Annotated in this window: 12 protein-coding genes; 1 reads left to right on the top strand and 11 read right to left on the bottom strand. The window is 68.2% G+C overall.

Annotated features, from left to right (window positions below; genetic code table 11):
- Position 1: 1 nt before the first annotated feature.
- The 11 genes from R5H32_RS06110 to R5H32_RS06060 form a co-directional block, all read right to left on the bottom strand.
- Positions 2 to 2029: an NADH:flavin oxidoreductase gene (locus tag R5H32_RS06110; protein ID WP_318337788.1), complete on the bottom strand. Its 2028-nt coding sequence runs from the start codon at positions 2027 to 2029 to the stop codon at positions 2 to 4.
- Positions 2030 to 2241: 212 nt separating this feature from the next.
- Entirely contained in the window at positions 2242 to 2973 is a 732-nt protein-coding gene (locus tag R5H32_RS06105; RefSeq protein WP_318337787.1) for an SDR family NAD(P)-dependent oxidoreductase, read from the bottom strand.
- On the bottom strand, positions 2970 to 3701 hold the full coding sequence (locus R5H32_RS06100; protein ID WP_318337786.1) for an SDR family oxidoreductase: 732 nt from the start codon (positions 3699 to 3701) through the stop codon (positions 2970 to 2972). Before R5H32_RS06100 ends, R5H32_RS06105 begins: the two co-directional genes overlap by 4 nt.
- A 9-nt stretch (positions 3702 to 3710) precedes the next feature.
- The gene (locus tag R5H32_RS06095) at positions 3711 to 4817 is read right to left on the bottom strand and encodes a mandelate racemase/muconate lactonizing enzyme family protein (RefSeq protein ID WP_318337785.1); all 1107 of its coding nucleotides are present in this window, start codon (positions 4815 to 4817) and stop codon (positions 3711 to 3713) included.
- Positions 4818 to 5942, bottom strand: a complete 1125-nt coding sequence (locus tag R5H32_RS06090; RefSeq protein WP_318337784.1) for a mandelate racemase/muconate lactonizing enzyme family protein — start codon at positions 5940 to 5942, stop codon at positions 4818 to 4820. It abuts the gene before it with no gap.
- Positions 5939 to 7033 (bottom strand): alcohol dehydrogenase family protein, encoded by a 1095-nt coding sequence (locus tag R5H32_RS06085; protein ID WP_318337783.1) that lies wholly within the window; start codon positions 7031 to 7033, stop codon positions 5939 to 5941. The genes R5H32_RS06090 and R5H32_RS06085 overlap by 4 nt, the downstream gene beginning before the upstream one ends.
- Positions 7034 to 7090: 57 nt before the next feature.
- Complete coding sequence (locus R5H32_RS06080; RefSeq protein ID WP_318337782.1) at positions 7091 to 8644, bottom strand: trimethylamine methyltransferase family protein; 1554 nt, start codon at positions 8642 to 8644, stop codon at positions 7091 to 7093.
- A gap of 132 nt (positions 8645 to 8776) precedes the next feature.
- Positions 8777 to 10708 (bottom strand): elongation factor G, encoded by a 1932-nt coding sequence (locus R5H32_RS06075; RefSeq protein WP_318337781.1) that lies wholly within the window; start codon positions 10706 to 10708, stop codon positions 8777 to 8779.
- Positions 10709 to 10917: 209 nt separating this feature from the next.
- On the bottom strand, positions 10918 to 11694 hold the full coding sequence (locus R5H32_RS06070) for an enoyl-CoA hydratase-related protein (RefSeq protein WP_318337780.1): 777 nt from the start codon (positions 11692 to 11694) through the stop codon (positions 10918 to 10920).
- Positions 11695 to 11765: 71 nt separating this feature from the next.
- The gene (locus tag R5H32_RS06065) at positions 11766 to 12218 is read right to left on the bottom strand and encodes a cytochrome c-type biogenesis protein (RefSeq protein ID WP_318337779.1); all 453 of its coding nucleotides are present in this window, start codon (positions 12216 to 12218) and stop codon (positions 11766 to 11768) included.
- 4 nt (positions 12219 to 12222) lie between these two features.
- Complete coding sequence (locus tag R5H32_RS06060; RefSeq protein ID WP_318337865.1) at positions 12223 to 14184, bottom strand: heme lyase CcmF/NrfE family subunit; 1962 nt, start codon at positions 14182 to 14184, stop codon at positions 12223 to 12225.
- A gap of 215 nt (positions 14185 to 14399) precedes the next feature.
- Between R5H32_RS06060 and R5H32_RS06055 the strand changes: the two genes are divergently transcribed.
- Positions 14400 to 14864 carry a DUF2852 domain-containing protein gene (locus tag R5H32_RS06055; protein ID WP_318337778.1) on the top strand — a complete coding sequence of 155 codons (465 nt, stop codon included), beginning with the start codon at positions 14400 to 14402 and terminating at the stop codon, positions 14862 to 14864.
- Positions 14865 to 15009 lie beyond the last annotated feature (145 nt).

Genomic DNA, 15009 nt, shown 5'->3' with positions numbered 1-15009 from the left:
CTCAAAGCTCCTTGCAGACCCGGAGCGCGTCCAAGACGGCGGCATGGATGTTGCGCCCGGCCACCGCGTCGCCGATCCGCGCGAGCAGATAGCGGCCCTCGGCATTGAAGCGCCGGAACGGGTCGGTTCCGGCGATCAGCGCCTCGGGATCGAGCTGGCCGAGATTGGCCGAGCCCGGCTTCAGCGCGTGGTAGAGCGCGTCCATCGGGACGAGGCCCTGTTCCACCACCACATGATCGACGATCCGGGTTTCGGTGGCGCCGGTCAGCAAATGGCGCAGGGTCGCCCGCCGCCGCGCCCCCTCGGCCTCGACGGCGACAAGCTCGGTGAGGCAGGTGAAGCGCACGCCATCTCGCGCAAGCTGGCGGAGCGCCACCGCCGAGGTCGTCGGCCCGAGGTCGTGGAGCGGCGTCCGGTCGGGCGTCACCCATTCGACCTTGCAACCCGCCTCGGCGAGGTGGTCGGCGGTGACGGCGGCGGGATGGTCGCCGGCCTCGTCGGTCATCAGCACCTCGCCCGTGGGGCGGACAGCGCCCGAGAGCACGTCCCAGCTCGACACGGTAAGGTCGCCGCCGGGGATCGCCGGCGGCTCCGGCCAGCCGCCGGTGGCGACGATGACGGCGTCGGGCGCCTCGGCCAGAACATCCGCAACCTCGACATAGGCGTTCAACCTCAGATCGACGCCGAGCCGCGTGACTTCAGCGATGAGCCAGTCGGCGATGCCCCAGACCTGCCGCCTGACGCGCCCCTTCGCGGCGAGCGCGAGCTGACCACCGAGCCGGTCGGCAGCCTCGAAGAGCACCACCTCGTGGCCGCGCGCGGCCGCGACGCGGGCGGCCTCCATGCCGCTCGGGCCGCCGCCGACCACGACGACCTTGCGCTCCGCACCGGCCCTGGCGATCACATGCGGCATCACCGCCTCGCGCCCGGTCGCGGCATTGTGGCCGCAGACCGCGGGTTTGCCCTGGTTGACTCGGTCGACGCAGTATCCGAGCCCGACGCAGGGCCGGACCCGCTCCTCCTCGCCGCGGGCGAGCTTCGCCACCAGATGCGGATCGGCCATGTGCGCCCGCGTCATACCGACGAGATCGACATGACCCTCGGCCACGGCATGGCGGGCGGTGGCAAGATCGGCGATGCCGCCCGCGTGGAAGACCGGCAGGCCGGTCGCCTGGCGGATGCGCCCGGCGATCGGCAGATGCGGCGCGGACGGCATCCCCATCGGCGGCACCCATCCGGCGAGACCGAGATCGTCATAGGGCGCGCCCGCGAGGACGTTGATGAAATCGACGGCACCCGCCTCGGCCAGCATCCGCGCGACGGCGACGCAGTCGTCGGCCGATAGCCCGCCCTCGGCAAGCTCGTCTCCGGTCAGGCGCAGGCCGAGGATCATTTCCGGGCCGACCTCGGCCCGGACCGCCGCCAGCACCTCCCGCGTCAGCCGTAGCCGGTTTTCCAGGGGGCCGCCGTAGCCGTCCTCGCGGTCGTTGACCAAAGGCGAGAGGAACTGGCCGAGAAGGTGCGAATGCGACAGGATCTCGATCCCGTCGAAACCGCCGTCCTTGCAGCGCCGCGCGGCGGCGGCGAAATCGCCGGTGACGCGGGCGATATCCTCGGCCTCCATCACCTTCGGGAAGGCCCGGTGCGCCCGTTCGCGCCGCCCCGAGGGGCCGATGACCGGCAGCCAGTTTCCGTCGTCCCAGGCGGTGCGCCGGCCCATATGGGTGATCTGGCACATCACGGCGGCGCCATGTGCCTTGACGCCCGAGGTCAGCCTCCGGAACCACGGCACGATGCTGTCGTCGCCGGCATAGAGCTGACCGAAGACCGAGGGGCTGTCGGGCGCGATATTGGTCGAGCCGCCGATCATCGTCATGCCGATGCCGCCCCTCGCCTTCTCCTCGTGATAGAGCCGGTAGCGGTCGCGCGGATGGCCGCCCTCCACGAAGTTCGGCGCGTGCGCCGTCGAGATGATCCGGTTGCGGATCGTGAGATGCCGGAGCCGGTAGGGTTCGAGAAGCGGGTCCATCATGGCTCCATGCGGAAGGGGTTGACCGGGATGCCGAGGCATGACCGGAAGAATCCACGCCGGGTCCAAGCGCCTCCCCTCCCCCTCGTGGGGAGGGGATGGGGGTGGGGGGCTCCGGCGCGTGGTTTTCCGGTCCGCCCCGTTCTATACCGCGCCACCCGCCGGCGGTCGCCTCCAAGCGACACCGGCTGGCGGGCTGGCGCCAGCGGCGCTCAGGGAAGGCTCAGCTTCGCCATCCGGCCGCCATCGACGGTCCAGACCTGCCCGGTGACGAAACCCGCCTCGGCGGAAGCGAGCCAGGCGACGAGGGCCGCGACCTCCTCGGGCCGCCCGGTGCGGCCGACCGGGTGGATGCGGCCGATCTCGCGGCGTAAGGCGGCGGGATCTGGCATACCCTCGATGAAATCGACGTTGAGATCGGTGTCGATCCAGCCCGGCGCCACAGCGTTGCAGCGGATGCCCTCGGCCCCGTGATCCACCGCGACCGCGCGGGTCAGGCCGTGCAGCCCCGCCTTTGACGCGCAATAGGCGGCGTGGGTCGGGTTCGACCCGAGCCCCTCGATCGAGCCGATATTGACGATGGCGCCCCCGGCCGCCCTCAGATGCGGCAGCGCCGCCTTGATCATGAGGAAGGGGGCTGTCAGGTTCACGGCAAGCGTTCGCTGCCAGTCGGCGAGCGACATCTCCTCGACGCGGGCCTCCTGCATCACGCCGGCATTGTTCACCAGAACGTCGAGCCGCCCGGCCTTGTCCACGACCTCGGTCACGACCCTCTCAGGGCAGTCGGGATCGGCGAAGTCCGCTGGTGTCCAGTCGAACTCCGCATCCCGCCCGCGCTGCGCGGTGAAGACCCGCGCGCCCTCGGCCGCCAACCGCCGGGCAATGGCCTGCCCGATCCCGCTGCGCCCCCCGGTGACGAGCGCGACCTTGCCCCGAAACCTCATGCGACCGCCTTCCCGCCGTTGACCTCGACCAGCGCGCCGCACATGTAGCGCGCCGCGTCCGAGGCGAGGAACAGCACCACATCGGCAATGTCCTCGGGCTCGGCGATGCGGCCCAGGGGCACGGTCTTGCCGAGCTCGGCGACCGCCGTGTCGGGGTCGAAGCCGCGCTTGGCGAAGCCGGTGCGCAGCATCGGCGTGTTAACCTCGTTCGGGCAGACCGCGTTGATGCGGATGCCCTGGTGGGCGTGGTCCATCCCCATGCATTGCGTCAAGGACGCGATCGCCGCCTTGGTCATGCAGTAGACCGCGTGGTTCGGCCCCGGACGCAAGCCCCAGCAGGAGGCGGTGTTGACGATCGCGCCGCCGCCCGCTTCCGACATGATCGGGATCGCGGCGCGGGCGATGCGGAACGGCGCCTCCACATTGACGCCGAGCGAGAGTGTCCAGTCGGCGTCCGTGGTCTCGGTCACCCTGCCGCGGGTGATGACGCCCGCGTTGTTCACCACGATGTCGAGCCCGCCGAGCGCGACCCGCGCGGCCTCGGGCAGCGCGTCGGCATAGGCCGGGTCAAGGAGGTCGCCCGGCAGATGCGCCTCGGCCTCGACCGCCGACACGTCGCGGTCGGCGACGGCGACCTTTGCGCCCTCGGCGCGGAGCGCCCGCACGATGGCAGCGCCGATGCCTCCGGCCGCGCCGGTCACGAGCGCGCGTTTTCCGTGAAATCTCATGTCTCATCCTCACGAATAGCTGGCGACGGGCGCGCCGAAGCGGCTTTCGTCGGGGGTGATGCCAAGCCCCGGAGCCTCGGGCAGGCGGATATGGCCGCCCTCGATCCGGATGCCGTTTTCGGGGTCGTAATGCCCCTCGATATAGGGTGCCGCGAGCCAGACGCCCTCGCAGAGCCGCGGCAGGACGGTCGCCCCGATGTGGGTGCAGGCGGCGGCGATGATGTCGCCGCCCCAGGCGTCGTCGCAGGTATGCGGCATCGACCGCGCCTCGCAGATGTCGCGGAAGGTGGCCATCGCGGACAGCCCGCCGATCCGCGTCACCTTCATCCCGAACCCGTCGCAAAGCCCCTGCCCCACGACGCGCAGCACCGTCGCCAGATCCTCGCCGTTCTCGTCGATATAGACGGAGTGGTGAAGCTGGCCGCGGATCGCCGCGATCTCCTCGATCGTGTTGCAGGGCTGTTCCATGATGAAGGGAATGTCGGGGCATTCCCGGCTGAGCCTCAGCGCATCCCGCGTCGTCAGCCCCCGGTTGCCATCGACCGCGAGCCGGACCTTGCCGCCGACGCGCTCCCAGACCTTGCGCACGGTCTCGATGTCCACCTCGACCGGGCGGCCGCCGATCTTGACCTGAAGCCGGGGATAGCCCTCGGCGACCTTCTCGGCGGCGATGCGGGCGATTTCTTCGGGTGCGCCGACGCCGGTCGCGTAGTAGGAGGGCACCCGCTCGGTCACCGCACCGCCGAGCAGGTCGGCGACGCGGGCGCCGTAATGCTTGCCCATGAGGTCGTAGGCCGCGATGTCGATCGCCGCCTTGGCATAGCGGTGACCGTTCAAGAGCCCGTCCATCCGGCGGCGGAGCGCGATGGGCGTCAAGGGATCGGCCCCGATCAGGCCCGGCGCCATCTCGGCAAGCGCGGCGCGGGCGCCGAGCGCGTGGTGCGGCTGGTAGGTCGGGCCGACCGGGCAGGTCTCGCCCCAGCCGACGAGCCCGGTATCGGTGACGAGCTTCACGAGCGTCGTGTCGAGCGCCCAGACCTCGGCATTGGCCATCGTGTAGGGGCCGTTCCTGACCGGCAGGTCATGCTGGTAGACGTGGATTTCGGTGATCTTCATTCAGTTTCTCCAGCAGGCGACCGGCTCGCCCAGAACGTCGCGGTTGACCGTAATGCCAAGGCCCGGCGCATCGGGCACGAGAACCCCGCCGTCCCGGACCGGGGCTTCGAAAGCGGCGGTTTCAAGCGTGACCATGTCCCGGCAATCGAGGATGCAGCGCAGCAATCCGGGCGGCACAGTCGCGCCCAGATGCGCAATCCCGGCGAATGCGATGGTCGATCCCACGGTATCCTGCACGCTCATAGTCAGGCCCGCGGCGCGGCAGAGGTCACGATGGCGCCGGCCTGGGGTCAGTCCTCCGGCCTTGGAAATCTTGAGCCCGATACCATCGGCGGCATCCAGCGCGATCAGTCGTGCGATATCCTCATCGCTTTGCGCAAGCTCATCGAGAATGATCGGCACGGGGCACCGGCGGCGAAGCGACAATGTTTCGCGCCAGGTGGCACAGGGGGCCTCAAGCACGAAATCGAGCCCCTCGGGCAGAAGCCGCAACATTCTCAGCGCGGTTTCGGGTGTCAGTCCGCCGTTGGCATCGACAATAAAATATTCGCCCGGTTGCCGGTCGGCGAGGCTGGCACGGATGCGCTCGGCATCGAGCGACGGGCCGCCCTCGCGTTCGACGGCACCGATCTTGATCGAATGGCCACGGTAGCCACGTGTTCGATGATCGGCGACACGGGCGCGCATTTCCTCGGGCGGACCGGCATAGATCGAGGAGATGGTCGGCATCCGCTGGCCGGTGGCGCCGCCCAGAAGTTCACAGACCGGACGGTTGACGGACTTGCCGAAAAGATCCCAGCAGGCAATGTCGATTGCGGTCTTGGCATGGTTGTGGCCAGCCAGGACCTGATCCATGGCATCGCCAATGCGCTCAAACTGGCGCGGATCGCGGCCGATGAGATGCGGAGCGATTTCAGCGATACCGGCGCGTACGCCACGGGCATGGGCCGCGATGTAGGTGGCGCCAAAGGGCGTACTTTCGCCCCAGCCGTCGGTTCCGTCATCGGCAATGACCCGCACGATGGTCGCATCGAACCCGTGGTATTCGCGCCCCCCCGACAAGAGGTAAACACCCCCGGAGTAAGGGAGATCGACCTGATAGACCTCAATAGCCGCGATCTTCATTCAACGTGTTCCTCGCTTGGGATCAGCACAAGCTTGCCCGTGTGCTTCTTCGCAAGAAAATCCTCCTGCGCCTTGACGATGTCTTTCAATGGGTATGTTCCGGCGACGACGGGGCGAATGGATCCGGCTTCGATGTAAGACACGAGATTTTCAAACACGATGTCGTCCTGAAACGTGCAGCCGTAGAATGTCAGGTCCTTGAGGTAGAGCGTCCGGAGGTCGATCTCGGCGATTGGTCCTGCGATGGCCCCCGACGTGGCGTAACGCCCGCCACGGCGCAAGAGCTCCGGCAACGCGGGCCAGGACGGGCCGCCCACGAGGTCAAGTACAACGTCAACACTGTCGCGACCCAGTTCGGCCACGAGATCCGCGTTGCGATCAATGACGCGATCGGCACCGAGGGCAAGAACCTCGGAGGCTTTCGACCGGGCCGCGATGGCGATGACGGTCGCGCCGCGCCGGCGGGCCAGCTGCACCGCAGCCGATCCAACCCCGCCCGAGGCACCGGTCACCAGAACCGTTTCCGCGCCCACGGCAGCCCGGTGCACCATGTTTTCGGCAGTGGAAAAGGCGCAGGGGATCGAGGCCAGTTCGGCATCGCTCCAGTCGCAATCCACCGCGAAGGTCTCGCGCGACGGGGCGACGGTGTATTGTGCAAAGCCGCCGTCGCATTCCGAACCTAGTGTCCAGCATTCGAAGGGGCGATTATCGACATAGGTCCGCAGCATGTTCCGGACGATCACCCGCTCGCCGATCCGGTCGGCGGCTACGCCTTCGCCCACTTGCGCGATCCTGCCGCAAACATCTGCGCCCTGAATGCGCGGGAAGGTCAGCGGTACGCCGGACCAGCTGCCGTCACTGTCCTCGGCCGAGACGAAGCCTGCGGTTCCTCCGGCGTTCGACCCCTCCTTCACGGCCTTGGAATACCAGGCGGTTCTTGTGTTGATATCGGTGTTGTTGACCCCGGCCGCGGCGACGCGGATCAGCACCTCTCCGGCCTTTGGCTGCGGCAGCGGGACATCGGTGCGATATTCCAGCGCCTCGTAGCCTCCGTGTCCGGTGAGCAGCACAGCTTCCATGGGCGTTTTCATGTTCGACACCTCAGACGAAAACAGACCGCCGCATATGCAGCGGCCATTCGGGGAGCCTCAATGTTCGGTGTTGAGCGCATCTTCCGCCGGGATCTCGCGCTCCCGCCGGGCGATGTAGTCGCGCAGGGCCTCGTCGATCCCGGCGTCGAGGTTCGGCTCCTCGTATTCGCGCAGCAGCATCTTTGCGTAGTCGAGGGCCCGGGCGGTGATCTCGACGGACCCCTCGGCCTGCCACTGCTCGATCGAGTTGTTGTCGAAGAGCTTCGGCATGAAGAAGGCGCGTTCGAAGTTCTCGAGCGTATGCGGATGGCCGAGGTAATGGCCGCCGGGACCGACGTCGCGCACCGCCTGCAAGGCCTCGTCGAAATCGTCCCAGCGTGGCCCTTCGGCCATGCGGTAGCCCATCGCGCACATCTCGGCGTCGACCACGAACTTGGCGACCGAGCAGTGCATCCCGGCCTCGTTCCAGCCCGCCGAATGCCAGATGTAGTTGCAGCCAGCGTGAAGGACCGCGTTCATCGTCATCGCACTTTCATAGCCCGCCTGGGCGTCGAAGGTCTTGGCCCCACCGAGGTTGTTCGAACTCCGCCACGGCACACCGTAGAACCGCGCCATCTGGCCGATCATGAAGTTCATGAGGCTGATCTCCGGCGTCCCGGCCATCGGGGCGCCCGACTTCATCGACACCGTCGAGAGGTAGTGCCCGTAGATCGCCGGCGCGCCCTTGCGGATCACCTGCGTATAGGCGAGCGCCGAAAGCGCCTCGGCATTGAGCTGGGCGACGGCCGGCGCGACCGAGGCGGGCGTGTTCGCCCCGCCAAGGACGAAGGGCGAGCAGAGGACCGGCTGGCGCCGCTTCACGAAGGCGCGCATGGCCGAGAGCATCGTCTCGTCCCACACGAGCGGCGAGTTGCCGTTGCAGTTGCCGGTGACGACCGCGGTCTCCTCCATCACGTCGCGGCCGAAGAGGATCTCGCACATGTCCATCACGTCCTCGGCGTTCTTGCCCGAGGTCGTCATGCCCATGAAGGTCTTGTCGGAATGCTTCATCGACGAATAGGTGATGTGGAGGTGGCGGTGGCTCACCTTCATGTCCATCGGCTCGACGATGTGATGCGCGGTCGAATGCAAGGCGGGCGACATATGCGCGAGCTTGTGGAACATGTTGAGGTCGGCCATCGTCGGCCAGCGCCGCACATCGTCGAGGTCGCGCAGGAACGGCGCCCCGGTCATCGGCACGAAGATCGAGTGCTTGCCGCCGAACGGCAGGCTGCGCTCGGGGTTCCGCGCCCGGTAGGTCCAGTCCGCGGGGATCGAGGAAATCAGTTCCCGCACCAGCCCACGGTCGAGATGCACCCGTTCGCCGCGCACATCGGCGCCGGCGCGCTTCCAGTCCTCCAGTGCGATGCCGTCGCGGAAGATGACGCCGACCTCTTCGAGGATCGCCATCGACGCCTCGTCGATCCGCTCGATCTGGTCCTGGTCCATCGGCTCGCAGAGCGGCAGACCGCGTTTCAGCGCCGGCAGCATCCCGAGATCCGGGGCCGAGCGCAGCGCCTTGCGCGCGCCGCGTCCGCCCGCGCGTGCCTTACGATCGTTGGTCTCAGCCATGCTTGCCCCCGTGGTCAATATCCCGGCCACAGAAAGACCCGGACCGGCCCGGACCGGCAGTCACTTATTCGAAGCAATCGCGTCAAAATGCGACGCGGGGTGCGGGCGGCGCATTTTGGCGCCGCCCCGCGCTCAGGCCGCGGCCGTGGCGTGTTCGCGGCTGATCCGCTCGGCCTCCTTGCCGTAGATCTCCTCGTAGTGGTCGAACTCGGTTTCGTGCCAGGCGGTGCCCTGGGTGGCCGAGCCGAGCGCCATCACCAGATCCTCCTCGGCCGAGGCCGGCAGCAGCGCGCGGAAGATGTCCCAGCCGCGGAAATCGGGATCGCCGTCGAAGCCGAGTACCTGGCCCTTGAGCGAGGAGATCATCGACACCATCGCCCCGGAATAGACCGATGGCACATGGATCGCCACCCGCTCGATCGGCTGCAAAAGGACCGGCCCCGCCTTCGTCAACGCCTCGCGGAGCGCCATCCGGCCCGCTGTGCGGAAGGCGAAGTCCGAACTGTCGACCGAATGATGCTTGCCATCAGTCAGCGTCACCGCGAGATCTGTGACCGGGAACCCGAGCGGCCCCTTGTCGAGCGCCTCCCGGGCACCCTCCTCGACCGCGGGAATGTAGTTCCGGGGCACCGCGCCGCCCTTCACCACCTCCTCGAACTGGAACCCCTCGCCGCGCCCCGCCGGCCGTACCGTGATCGCCACGTCGGCGAACTGGCCCGCGCCGCCTGATTGTTTCCTGTGGCGGTAATGCTCCTCCGCACCCGACGATATTGTTTCCAGGTATTGCGGGTCCGGCACTTCGGTCGCGACCTCGATCCCGAAATCCTCCGCGAGCGTGGCGAGAGTCTGGCGCTCGTGCATCACGCCCTGCAGGTTCAAAAGGGCATGCCCGCTCAACGGATCCTGCGCGAGCCTGAGCATCGGATCGGCCTCGGCGAGTCGCGAGAGCGCCGCCGAAAGTCGCACCTCGTCGCGTTCATGCGCGGGGGTCACGATCCGCGCCAGAGGCGGCGGGCAGCCCCTGGCCCAGTCCGGCACCGGCTCTGCCGCCGCGGCGGTGAAGATGCGCCCGGAATCGAGCTGGTCGGACTTGACCGAGACACCGACCTCGCCGGGTTCCAGATGGTCGAGGCCGGCCTTGCCGCCAAGACCGGCGAGACCGCCGAGACCATCGCCGCCAAGCTGCTTTCCTGCGGCGACTCCCCCGTCAAGCGCGCGCAGAATCACGCATTTGCCAAGATGCTTGCGGATCTGCGCATGGAAGCCGACCGCGAGCGCCTTGTCCGCGCCCAGCCGGGCCTTCAGCGCCGAGACGTCCGGCACCTCGTGGCGCAGGGCCTTCATCAGCCGGTGGATGCCGTTCCTGTGGCTCGCAGAGCCAAGGAAGGCCGGCACCACCGCCCGGTCCTGGGTCTCGCGCCGCGCGATCTCGAACAGCGCGCCGGTCGCCGGCTCACGGTCCTCGATCAGCTCCTCCAGAAGCGCGTCGTCGTAATCCGACATCTGCTCCAGAAGCTCGGCCCGCGCCTCATGCTCGCGCTCGGCCTCGGATTTCGGCATCTCGACGAGCTGCGAGCTCTGCCCTTCGCGGTAGCGCCATGCCCGCTCGGAGATGAGGTCGACCGCGCCGACGATCTCGCCGCCCTCGCGGATCGGGATCTGGCGCAGCACGATCGGATGGCCGGAATAGGTCTGCAAGGCCGCGACGATGTCGCGGACACGGCCTTTGGGCGTGTCCATGCGGTTGATGAAGAGAAAGCAGGGCAGATTGGCGGCCTCGACGGCGCGGAGCCAGGGCGCGGCAAGCACCGCCTCGTCGGGATCGGGCGCGACGCAGAGCACCGCGGCATCGGCGGCAAGAAGCGCGGCCCCGCCCATCCGCGCGAATTCCGGCCCGCCCGCGACGTCGAGCGCGCACCAGTCCTCGCCCATGAAAGCGAACCGAGTGAGGTTGAGATGACCGGCCGCCTCGGACCGGGGATGGCCGTCCTCAAGCGCCGCAAGCGCCCGGACAAGCTCGGTTTTCCCCGATTGAGACGGCCCAAGTACCGTGATGCAGCGCATGATGATCCCCTTTCGGCACGCAGGCGGGCGCAATCCGTGACTGGCCCCCGTGCCCTCGGGCCATGCGCCCTGATGGATCAACTCTCGGCCCCCGAACGCGCCGGGTCAAGGTCGGATCGCGCCCGCCCATTCGCCTTGCCGAAAATATCCCCGCCGGCGGCCGGCACGCGCTCCGCACCCGCGCCACACCGAAAATCGGGCGCCGGGGATCAGCGCCCTTGAAACCGCGCCGGGCGCTTTTCGAGGAAGGCCGCGACACCCTCGGCGAAATCCGCCGTCCGTCCGCATTCGCCCTGAAGCCGCGCCTCGAGCGCGAGCTGGGCGTCGAGATCGTTGCCGAGGCTTGCCCTGAGCGCCTGCTTCACCCGCACGTAGGCCGCGGTCGGCCCGGCCGCCAGCGCCGCGGCCCGGGCCTTCCAACGCGCCTCGAACGCATCGTCGGGGACCGCCTCCCAGATCATGCCCCAGTCGGCCGCCTGCCGAGCCGTCACCTTTTCCGCGAAGAGCGCCGCCCCCATCGCCCGCGCCATCCCGACGCAGCGCGGCAGCGCGAAGGTGCCACCCGCATCGGGAATGAGCCCGATCCGGGTGAAGGCCTGGATGAAGCTCGCGCTTTCCGCGGCGATCACCACGTCGGCCGCGAGCGCGAGATTGGCCCCCGCCCCCGCCGCGGCGCCGTTCACCGCCGCGATCACCGGCACCCGCGCGGCGAGGATCGCGCGCAGCATCGGCTCGTATTCCTGGGCCAGCGTCCGCTCGAGGTCTAAGTCACTGCCCGATGCCCGGTCGCCCAGATCCTGGCCCGAACAGAAGGCCCGGCCCGCGCCGGTCAGCACGATCACCCGCGCGCTCTGCGCCGCACGGCCAACCGCATCGGTGATCTCGGCCCGCATCGTCGTGTTGAGCGCGTTCATCACCGCAGGCCGGTCGAGCGTGACAACGGCGATGCAGTCCACCTCGGTGTACCGGATCGTCTGATAGCCCATCGCCCTGCTCCTGCCGCCGCAACAGCCCGCAGCATAACCGACCGCCGCGCCGCGCAAAGCGCGACGGTGCGTCACTTGTCGAGGATTTCCTTGAGTCGCTTCTGCTCGGCCTCGCTGAGCGGATCCGCCGCCGCCTCTGCCACGGGCTTGCGGCGGCGCAGATAGACCACGGCGGTGCCGAGCGCGACGAGCAGCATCGCCGGCCCGGCGATCCAGAGGATCAGGTTCTCGCCCGACGCGGTGGGCTTCAGGAGCACATATTCGCCGTAACGGTCGACCAGATAGGCGATGACCTCGTCGTCGCTGTCTCCGGCGGCAAGACGCTCGCGCACCAGAAGCCGGAGGTCGCGCGCGAGCCCCGCATTCGACTCGTCGATGTTCTCGTTGCGACAGACGAGGCAGCGCAGGCCCTGGCTGAGGTCGCGCGCCCGCGCTTCGAGCGCGGGGTCGTCGAGGATCTCGTCGGGCTGGACCGCGTAGACCGGCGTGGCAAGCAGAGCGAGGAGCAGCAGGAACCGGCGCATTGCCTTACTCCGCCGGCGCGGCGGCGCCGCCGCGCATCCTGCGGGCGCCGGCGGCGACCCGGTAGCGGCGGTCGCTGAGGCTCAGGATGCCGCCAAACGCCATCAGGATCGCCCCGCCCCAGATCCAGTTCGCGAAGGGCTTGATATAAGTCCGCACGGCCCAGCCCCCGTCTGCCTGCTCGTCGCCGATCACGAGGTAGATGTCGCGCCAGACGCCGTTGGAAATCGCCGCTTCGGTGGTCGGCATCGCCGCGACCGGATAGACCCGCTTCTCGGGGTGGAGCACCGTGACCGGCCGCCCCTCCCGCGTCACGACCATCGTCGCCATGGTCGAAAGGTAGTTCGGCCCCTCGACCTTTTCGACGCCGTCGAGAACGATGTCGAAGCCGCCGACGGCGAAGCTCTCCCCGACCTTGGCCACGCGGATGTCCTCGACATCCCAGGCCATCAGGCAGGCGATACCGATGAAGACGATGCCGAGCCCGGAATGCGCCGCGGCCTTGCCCCAGTCGGCGCGCGGCAGCCGGCCAAGCCGCGCCGCCCGGTGACCCGCCCGCTGCCAGAGCTCCACCGCCGCCCCGGCGACCAGCCAGACACCGAGTGCCGCCCCCACCGGCGCAAGCGCCGTGCGCTCGGTCTGGACCGCGAAGGCAAGTGCGCCAACGGCTACGGCCAGCGCGAGCGCCGGGTAGAGCGGCCGCATCGACCGGCCGAGCCGGGCCCGCTTCCACGGCATGATCGCCCCGATGGGCAAGAGGATCGCGAGCACAACCATGAACGGCGTGAAGGCCTGATTGAAGAACGGCGCGCCGACCGACAGCTTGCGGTCGAAGGCAAGCTCCGCGATCAGCGGCCAGAGCGTGCCGACGAAGACCACGAAGGCCGCGACGGCGAGAAGCACGTTGTTGATCACCAGCGCCGATTCCCGGCTGACCATCGCGAAGACGCCCTTGGCCTCCATCGCGCCCGCCCGAGCAGCATAGAGCGTGAGCGCACCGCCGATGAAGACGGCGAGGATCGCGAGGATGAAGATCCCGCGCTCGGGGTCGTTGGCGAAGGCATGCACGCTCGTGATGATGCCCGAGCGGACGATGAACGTGCCGATGAGGGAGAAGCCGAAGGCGAGGATCGCGAGGAGAATAGTCCAGGCCTTCAACGCCTCGCGCTTCTCGACCACGATCGCGGAATGCAGGAGCGCCGCGGCGATGAGCCAGGGCATGAAGGACGCGTTCTCGACCGGATCCCAGAACCAGAACCCGCCCCAGCCGAGTTCGTAATAAGCCCACCAGGAGCCGAGCGCGATGCCGATGGTCAGGAACATCCAGGCCGCGAGCGTCCAGGGCCGGACCCAGCGCGCCCAGGCGGCATCGACCCGGCCCTCGATCAGCGCCGCGACGGCGAAGGAGAAGGCCATCGAGAGCCCGACGTAGCCGAGGTAGAGGAACGGCGGATGGAAGGCCAAACCCGGATCCTGCAGGAGCGGGTTGAGATCCTGCCCGTCGAACGGCGGCTCGGCCAACCTCAGGAACGGGTTAGAGGTGAAGATGATGAAGGCGAGGAAGGCCACGCCGATCATCGCCTGGACACTCAGGACCCGTGCTTTCAGACGCTCGGGTAGCGCGCCGCCGAACCAGGCGGCCGTGGCGCCGAAGCCAGACAGGATCAGCACCCAGAGCAGCATGGAGCCCTCGTGGTTGCCCCAGACGCCCGACACCTTGTAGATCATCGGCTTCAGCGTGTGCGAGTTCTCGACGACGAGCTTCAGCGAGAAATCCGAGCTCACGAAAGCCCAGGTCAGCGCCGCGAACGAGATCGCGATGCAGAGGAACTGCGCCGTAGCGGCCGGCCCCGCGAGCGCCATCCAGCCGCGCCAGTCCTTATGCGCCCCGACGAGCGGAATCACTGACTGAACGGCCGCCAGCATCAGTGCGAGTATAAGGGTGAAATGGCCAAGCTCGACGATCATGGCGCGGAGCATACCGGCTCTCGCGGGCGGGGCCAATGGGCTGCGCTCCAATGTCGCGGGGATCGTCCGTACCGTCACCGCTGTCCGCATGGTTCCCGGCGGCGCCTCGGGCTGGAGCAATGTGAATTTCTTTTACATGACCTCTTGACGCGAACCCGCCGGGTTCCGATCTAGATAAATGTGAAGCGAATTCACATAACCCGACGGAGGACCCTATGACCACCATCGCCGCCTGGCCCGGACGGGCCGAAGCCTGGCTCGACGAGCGCGGCAAGGGCGCCTGGATCGCCGCCATGGTGCTCGGCTTCATCTTCTTCTGGCCAATCGGCCTCGCCCTTCTCGCTTACATGATCTGGAGCAAGCGCATGTTTTCCAAGGCCTGCGGCAGGAGCCGCGACGACGCCCATTCCCACATGGCCCGCAGCCTGTGCCGCCGGCACGGTTTCCGCTCCTCCGGCAATACCGCCTTCGACGCCTACAAGGCCGATACGCTCGACCGGCTCGAACGCGAGCAGGAGGAATTCGAGACCTTCCTCAAGCGCCTGCGCGAGAGCAAGGACAAGGCCGAGTTCGACCAGTATCTCGACGAGCGCGCCCGCACCGCCCGCGACGATGTTGGCGGCGACCAGGCCGGCGAGTCCGGCAGCGGCGCAGAAGGTCCGAAAACCGGGCGCTACTGAGCCCAATGGCGTCAAGTGGAGGGCGGCCCGGAGCAATCCGGGCCGCCCTTCCTTGTGAATACATGCGGCAAGGTGGAACTCGGGGCTTGGCGGAAAAGCCGGTCCTTGTTACTTTCCTGACGTCAAGCAATCTTGCAAACCCGCG

Origin of the sequence: Defluviimonas sp. D31 (assembly GCF_033436765.1) — a bacterium.
Lineage (GTDB): Bacteria > Pseudomonadota > Alphaproteobacteria > Rhodobacterales > Rhodobacteraceae > Albidovulum.
Note: the sequence above shows the minus strand (reverse complement) of the source record. Positions and strands in the feature narration are given on the sequence as shown.

Coding starts and splice junctions, on each gene's coding strand:
- R5H32_RS06080 (WP_318337782.1), bottom strand. CDS start 8,644: ATGGCTGAGACCAACGATCGTAAGGCACGCGCGGGCGGACGCGGCGCG.
- R5H32_RS06070 (WP_318337780.1), bottom strand. CDS start 11,694: ATGGGCTATCAGACGATCCGGTACACCGAGGTGGACTGCATCGCCGTT.
- R5H32_RS06055 (WP_318337778.1), top strand. CDS start 14,400: ATGACCACCATCGCCGCCTGGCCCGGACGGGCCGAAGCCTGGCTCGAC.
- R5H32_RS06085 (WP_318337783.1), bottom strand. CDS start 7,033: ATGAAAACGCCCATGGAAGCTGTGCTGCTCACCGGACACGGAGGCTAC.
- R5H32_RS06075 (WP_318337781.1), bottom strand. CDS start 10,708: ATGCGCTGCATCACGGTACTTGGGCCGTCTCAATCGGGGAAAACCGAG.
- R5H32_RS06095 (WP_318337785.1), bottom strand. CDS start 4,817: ATGAAGATCACCGAAATCCACGTCTACCAGCATGACCTGCCGGTCAGG.
- R5H32_RS06110 (WP_318337788.1), bottom strand. CDS start 2,029: ATGGACCCGCTTCTCGAACCCTACCGGCTCCGGCATCTCACGATCCGC.
- R5H32_RS06105 (WP_318337787.1), bottom strand. CDS start 2,973: ATGAGGTTTCGGGGCAAGGTCGCGCTCGTCACCGGGGGGCGCAGCGGG.
- R5H32_RS06065 (WP_318337779.1), bottom strand. CDS start 12,218: ATGCGCCGGTTCCTGCTGCTCCTCGCTCTGCTTGCCACGCCGGTCTAC.
- R5H32_RS06090 (WP_318337784.1), bottom strand. CDS start 5,942: ATGAAGATCGCGGCTATTGAGGTCTATCAGGTCGATCTCCCTTACTCC.
- R5H32_RS06060 (WP_318337865.1), bottom strand. CDS start 14,184: ATGATCGTCGAGCTTGGCCATTTCACCCTTATACTCGCACTGATGCTG.
- R5H32_RS06100 (WP_318337786.1), bottom strand. CDS start 3,701: ATGAGATTTCACGGAAAACGCGCGCTCGTGACCGGCGCGGCCGGAGGC.